This window comes from Microbacterium sp. (assembly GCF_003248605.1).
In the GTDB taxonomy this organism is placed as follows: Bacteria; Actinomycetota; Actinomycetes; order Actinomycetales; family Microbacteriaceae; genus Microbacterium.
In genome coordinates this window covers 1-6,192 of record NZ_QFPF01000165.1, presented here as the reverse complement: position 1 = coordinate 6,192, position 6,192 = coordinate 1, and the positions used below count along the sequence as shown (strand labels likewise).

Sequence of the window (6,192 nt, the reverse complement as noted above, 5' to 3'; positions counted from 1 at the left end):
CCCGCTCACCGGAGAGTCGATGTAGGTGTGGCCGAGGGCCGTAACCAACTCAGCGGCCTCGCTCGCCGCATCGGGGCCGATCGTGGAGAAGTCGATGACGACGGTGCACGCCGAGAGTGCGTCAACGAGCTCCGGGGTTCCCATCCACACGTCACGGATCTCAGCGGGACCCGGCAGGCACGTGCACACGATGTCGGCGGCGCGTACCCACGCCAGGTCGTCATCCCGGCTCGCCTGCTTTCGCAGATCGATGGCCCTGATGTCATGACCAGCCGAAGCGAGCCGGTCAGCCATCGGACGGCCCATCTCGCCGAAACCGAGCCACGCGATGCGCTTCGGCGGCACGTGCTGCTGGTTCACTGGATCTCCTGTACGCCGACGCTTCATGAACGGCTTGTCTGCAGCCCGGTCCGATGGCCGGGCTGCTGCGCCATGTCTGTTCATCGTTGGCCGCGCCGGCCGGCCAATCAATTGACGTTGCGCAGCGCGCATCGGAAGTTCTTATTCTTTACACGGCGACGGATCCAGATATCCCCCAGACACACCCTTGTCACGCAGCAGTAACGATGGCGTCACGTCGTGAACACCACACTCACCACTGCCACCTCCCTCCGCTGTCGACGGCGCTCGAATACTGCGCGATCAAAGACGCGTTCTCCGGCCGGATCGTCGGGTACTCGATCGACTCCAGGATGAAGTCGCGGCTGGCCGTCCAAGCGCTCGAGAACGCCGTTCAGATGCGCGGCGACGTCGCCGGCTGCATCGTCCACAGCGATAGAGACCGGTCAGTTTCGCAGCCGGAAGTTCCTGAGGGCGCTGACCCGTCGCCGCATGGTCGGATCGATGGGCAGAGTCGGCTCCAGCGGGGACAACGCCGCCATGGAGATGCTCCTATCGGTGTCAAGAGGGCATAGCAGCGCTCTCGAGCAGTCGGTAGAGATGGCGGGCGTAGTACCTCTTCAAGCACCGCATTGCTTCTCTCTTGGTCTTCCCGTCGACGATTCGACGAGCCAGATATTCGCGCGTCTCGGGGTGAACCTTGGCGCGCGCCAAGATGACGGTGTGGAGGGCGCGGTTGAGTTGGCGGTCGCCGCCGCGTGAGAGACGATGCCGGGTCTGGTTCTGACCAGACGTAGCTTCGAGCGGTGCGACTCCGCCAAGACGCGCGAAGGCGGCTTCGTCGCGGCATCGGCCCGCGTGCGACCAAGAGATGAGGATCTGCGCGGCGACGAGTGTGCCGACACCGGTCTCGTCCAGCAGGGCGGGACAAATCTCGCGCACGATGGGAAGCATCGCTTGTTCGAGCTCTCTGCACTCCATCGTCAGCTGCCTGACCCGTGTCGCGGTGCTTCGCAGGGAGAGCTTTGTGGCGGCGTGCTCAGGATCCGTCGCGGTGTCCGGACGCAGCCGAACGCATCGATCGACGAGCTTCCCAAACGTGTGTCCCCTGAGCTCCTCACGAAGGTCAACAGGGGCCGTGACGATGAGCGCCTTCAAGACGTTGATCGCAGCAACGCGCGCAAGCTTCGCAGAATCACGGGCAACGATGAGGGTGCGTAAGCCCTCGCGGAGTCCCCGCGATCTTGGAGTCGCCCAGGTTTTGCGCCCCAACGTCTCGCGTGCCGCGCGAACCGCGTCGAGCGAGTCAGACTTCGCGCCATCTTTAGAGGCGCGGGTAGCTGGATGGTCGAATTCGATGACGAACTCGCCTTTCTCAGCGAGCGTTGCGGCCAGACCAGCACCGTAACTGCCCGTCGATTCAATGGCCCACGCCCGGCGCTCGTCGATGGTGAGCGTCTTCGCCCACCGCAACGCTTGGCCGTATCCTCGCCGCGTCGCGGGAAACGTTGCTGATCCCAACTCTCCCTGCGTCGTGACGCTGACCACAGCTGCGGTCACGCGGTCTCGATCTGGATCAACGCCGATCACGTGGTCAACGAGTTCTGCAAGAACAACCATCTTCAGGCACCTCTTCCTCTTCAGCGGATCCACTGCCGGAGGGATCGAGGCAGGACTGTGATGGGTCACCCGAAGGGACAAGCTCCTAATCAAGCCATCTGAAGTTCGGCAGTGCGGCCGGCGGACATATCTCCAAATGAGGACACCCGGAGGGTCGGTCATTCTGCGGGTCACACCAGCCGACACCACCTTGCCGCGCAGCATGCCGCAAGTGTCACAGCGGGTCACACCAGCCGACACCACCTTGCCGCGCAGCATGCCGCAAGTGTCACAATCCTTCTTCTCGTTGTTGCAGAAGAACGTTCTCGACCGCCGCTCCTGGACCACTCGGGAGCAACTCCGGATCGCGATCATCACCTGGATCGAACGGACCTACCACCGGCGCCGCCGCCAGCGTCGCCTGGGCCGTTTGGCCCCGATCGAGTTCGAGACCATCATGAACACGACCGTCACACTCGCGGCGTGACTACAAACTGACCTGCCCCACGGTTTGGGTTCCAGTTCGGGTGGCTAGGGCGTGTCTCCCATATGGCGTAGCCAGGTGAGGATTGCGCTGATGGTGACGGCCGCGCGGTAGGTGATCGCGAGCTTGTCGTAGCGGGTGGCGAGCCCCGCCATTGCTTGGCGAGAGCGAACGATCGTTCTACGACGTTGCGTCCGCGGTAGGCAACGGCGTCGAACCCGGGTGGGCGGCCGCCGCGTGATCCCCGGCGTTTCCGGGCGCCGATCTGGTCGCTCTTCTCCGGAATGACGGCCCGAATCCCGCGACGGCGCAGTTCGGTTCGGGTCACCCCTGACGTGTAAGCCCGGTCGGCGATGACCGCGTCGGGTCGCGTTCTGGGTCGTCCGCGGCCGAGCCTGGGGACGTGGATCTCCGCCAGGACATGGGTGAGCATGGCACCGTCGTTGCGTTGTCCGCCGGTGATCACCATCGCCAGTGGTCGGCCCCGCCCGTCGACGGCCTGGTGGATCTTGGTGGTCAGCCCGCCGCGGGAGCGGCCGATGCCGTGTCCGGCCGGTTCAACCTCGTGCCACGGCAGATTCTTGTGATTCGATCCCGCCCCCTGTGTCCTGGTCGGGTCGGGTGGTGTTCGTCGCATGCTGATGCGCACGCGCGATCGTGGCATCCACCGACACCGCCCAGTCGATCTTCCCCGCTGCGTCGGCGTCGGCGAGGATCCGTGCGAGAACCCGGTCCCAGGTGCCGTCGCCGGCGTAGCGGCGGTGACGTTTCCACACCGTCTGCCACGGCCCGAACTCCTCGCGCGGCAGATCACGCCACGGGATCCCGGTCCGGTACCGGTACGCGATGCCCTCGCTTCCATTGCTCGTCCGTGAACACCCTCAACCGCGAATCAGACCTCACACAACAAGACTGCCGTGAGCCTCACCAGCGATATGGGAGACACGCCCTAGTGCGCGCCGCCGGGCGGGTGGGGTGGATGCCGGGACTCGGTAGCGTGGTGGGGTGACGATCGAATCCACGCTGAGCGAGCTTGCCATCGACATCGCGCGCGAGGCGGGGGAACTCGCCCGGCGCCGCCGCGACGAGGGGGTGCGGATCGCCGCCACCAAGTCGGGTCTCGCCGACATCGTCACCGAAGCCGATCGCGAGGTCGAGGCGCTCATTCGCGCCCGCGTGGATGCCGAGCGGCCGGGCGACGGGTTCCTCGGCGAGGAGTCCGGGGCGGGGGAGAGCACCACGGGGGTGACGTGGGTGGTCGACCCGATCGACGGCACCGTCAACTACGCGTACGGGATCCCCGCGTACGCCGTCTCGATCGGCGTCGTGCAGGGCACGCCGAATCCCCGCGAGTGGACCGCGCTCGCCGGGGTCGTGCACAATCCCGCCACCGGTGAGCTCTTCCACGCCGCGCGCGGAGCGGGTGCCTTTCTCGGGGAGCGCCCCATCGCCGTGAACGCGGCACCCGACGCCTCGGGAGCGCTGATCGCGACGGGCTTCGGGTACGACCCGGAGAAGCGGACGCGCCAGCTCGCGGTGCTGGGGAAGATGATGCCGATCGCCCGCGACATCCGTCGCATGGGTGCCGCGTCGCTGGATCTGACCGCCGTGGCCGCGGGGCGGGTCGATGCCTACTACGAAAGCGGACTGTGGCCCTGGGACCAGGCCGCGGGCGCGCTCATCGTCGAAGAGGCCGGGGGAATCGTCGGTGCCCTCGACGGGGAGCGCGCGAGCCGGGATCTGCTGATCGCCGCGGCGCCGGGATTCTGGCCCGCGTTCACGCAGGCGCTCGCCGACGCGCTCGCATCCTGACCGGGGTGCCCACATGGCATTCTCAGGACCGAGCCGCTAAGGTTTATCCATTCGTTACCTTTCACCCGAATGGATCGTGACGACACCTCCACCCCGAAGTCCGCGTATCGCCCCCCGATACGAACCCGACCGAGAGTTCCACCGCTTGCAGTCCGACGCCCCCCTGGCGGACCCCGGCGCTACGCGCCGTGCCCGTCGAGCAGACGCCCCCGCGCCCACGTCTCCCGTGGGGCGCCCCGCGATGATGACGCGGGCGGAGCTGCGTCGGGTCAAGGCGGAGCAGGCGGCGCAGGCGCAGGGACCGGTCGCGGGGATCGCGGATCGCGACGCCGAGCACGATGCGTTCGCTCGCGCCGCGCGCGCCTTCGCCTTCACCGGAGAGACTCCGATCAGTGTGGCCGCCGCGGCGTTCGACGCGGAGCCCGAGGCTGAGGACTCAGCGGATGCCGAGGCCGTCGCCGCGGATGAGTCCGAGGCGGAGGACCGCGCACCGCGGCGGGTTCGCAGGGCGCCCGCCCGCCGTTCCCGTGTCTTCGCGAAACAAGCCGTCGCCGCCTCGTTCAGCGTCGGGGTTATGGGCGTCGTGGGCCTCATGACGATCGCCGTCGGCGCGCCCGCCGAGGCCGTCGCCGCTGCGACCAAGACCGATGCGGTCACGACGATCGAGGCTCCGGCATCCACCGACGAGGCCGAGGTCGAGCAGATTCAGGCGTACGTCGCACCCGACACCGCGACGACAGAGCTCGGACGCGACGAGACCTACACGATGGCGACGTTCTCCGAGATCGCCGCCGCGACCGGCATCACCCGGCACACGAACTTCTTCGTCAACGACCCGTCGGCGCCGATCCAGTGGCCGTTCGCCGCCGGCGTGCCGATCTCGGACGGCTATGGACCGCGTTGGGGCTCGTTCCACTACGGGCTGGACTTCACCCCGGGCGAGGGTGCGCAGATCCAGGCCGTCGCGGGCGGAACCGTGCGCGTCGCGAGCGAGAGCGGCGCGGCCTTCGGCGTGCACGTCATCATCGATCACGAGATCGACGGCGAGATCTTCTCGACGCACTACGCGCACATGCAGTACGGATCGCTGCAGGTCAAGGCAGGCGACACGGTCGAGGTGGGGCAGTTCCTCGGCCTCACCGGCAACACGGGCCTCTCGTACGGCGCGCACCTGCACTTCGAGGTCTTCGTGAACAACCAGCGCATCGACCCGCTCACCTGGCTCCGCGAGCACGCCGGCGGCTGACACGATTCTTTCGGGATGCCGCGGCTCTGGTATTCTCTTCTGGTTGCCCGCATGCGGGTTCAACGCCCCGATAGCTCAGTGGCAGAGCACTTCCATGGTAAGGAAGGGGTCGTCAGTTCAATCCTGACTCGGGGCTCGCAGCCTCCGGTCTCGACCGCCGGAAGCCGTTCGGCAGGGTAGCTCAGTTGGTGAGAGCGCACGACTCATAATCGTGAGGTCGCGGGTTCAAGCCCCGCTCCTGCTACAGATTAATAGCCTGGTCGAAGCTGCATTTGCGTCGCAGCATCCTGACGTTTCGTGCGCGGGTCGCGTTCCTCTGTCGCGGCGAGGAGGCTTGCGACCGTGCCTCAAGTGTCATGCGAGCGACGAGGGGGTCACCGCCGGACGTCGCGCCATCCGCACGATCAGGACCCCCAGAAGCGCACCAGAGGTGTTGATGACGAGATCGCGCGGGTCGGAGATGCGATCCGGATGTGCGATCTGCGCGATCTCGATGCCGGCGCTCAGCAGCACGGGCGCGATCCAGCACCAGGCGCCGCGCAGCACGAGTGCGGCGAAGACGCCGATGGGGACGAACATCAGCAGGTTGACGGCGACCTCCACGACGGAGCCGACCGTCCACGTGGTCGCTGTGAGCCACGCATCGGGATCGAGTACGCCCAGCGGCAACTGGTTGTTGTTCAGCGATGCCCACGGGATCGGTGCCAGCGTC

At 66.9% G+C, this 6,192-nt stretch carries 5 protein-coding genes, 2 tRNA genes and 3 pseudogenes; 6 read left to right on the top strand and 4 right to left on the bottom strand.

Annotation, left to right across the window (positions count from 1 at the left end; genetic code table 11):
* On the bottom strand, nt 1-360 hold a 360-nt coding region (locus DI573_RS14470; RefSeq protein WP_292815793.1), incomplete at its 3' end, for an NAD(P)-binding domain-containing protein.
* A 275-nt stretch (nt 361-635) separates the two neighbouring features.
* Here DI573_RS14470 and DI573_RS14465 point away from each other — a divergent pair.
* A pseudogene (locus DI573_RS14465) lies at nt 636-885 on the top strand (DDE-type integrase/transposase/recombinase); the annotation flags it as partial.
* Between the two features lie 15 nt (nt 886-900).
* On the opposite strand, the gene DI573_RS14460 reads toward DI573_RS14465, so the two are convergent.
* Entirely contained in the window at nt 901-1,992 is a 1,092-nt protein-coding gene (locus DI573_RS14460) for a transposase (RefSeq protein WP_292815790.1), read from the bottom strand.
* Between the two features lie 238 nt (nt 1,993-2,230).
* Between DI573_RS14460 and DI573_RS14455 the strand changes: the two are divergent.
* Nucleotides 2,231-2,425: pseudogene (locus tag DI573_RS14455) on the top strand (IS3 family transposase); the annotation flags it as partial.
* Nucleotides 2,426-2,469: 44 nt separating this feature from the next.
* Here the strand turns inward: DI573_RS14455 and DI573_RS14450 are convergent.
* A pseudogene (locus DI573_RS14450) lies at nt 2,470-3,276 on the bottom strand (IS5 family transposase); the annotation flags it as partial.
* Between the two features lie 151 nt (nt 3,277-3,427).
* Between DI573_RS14450 and DI573_RS14445 the strand changes: the two are divergent.
* The 4 genes from DI573_RS14445 to DI573_RS14430 all read left to right on the top strand — a co-directional run bounded on the left by DI573_RS14445 (nt 3,428) and on the right by DI573_RS14430 (nt 5,724).
* Complete coding sequence (locus DI573_RS14445; protein ID WP_292815787.1) at nt 3,428-4,234, top strand: inositol monophosphatase family protein; 807 nt, start codon at nt 3,428-3,430, stop codon at nt 4,232-4,234.
* Nucleotides 4,235-4,475: 241 nt separating this feature from the next.
* Nucleotides 4,476-5,480 carry a M23 family metallopeptidase gene (locus tag DI573_RS14440; RefSeq protein WP_292815784.1) on the top strand — a complete coding sequence of 335 codons (1,005 nt, stop codon included), beginning with the start codon at nt 4,476-4,478 and terminating at the stop codon, nt 5,478-5,480.
* A 64-nt stretch (nt 5,481-5,544) separates the two neighbouring features.
* A tRNA-Thr gene (locus tag DI573_RS14435) sits at nt 5,545-5,616 on the top strand.
* 34 nt (nt 5,617-5,650) lie between these two features.
* Nucleotides 5,651-5,724, top strand: a tRNA-Met gene (locus DI573_RS14430).
* A 110-nt stretch (nt 5,725-5,834) separates the two neighbouring features.
* On the opposite strand, the gene DI573_RS14425 is transcribed toward DI573_RS14430, so the two are convergent.
* The coding region (locus DI573_RS14425) for a VanZ family protein (protein WP_292815781.1) at nt 5,835-6,192 on the bottom strand (358 nt) is incomplete at its 5' end.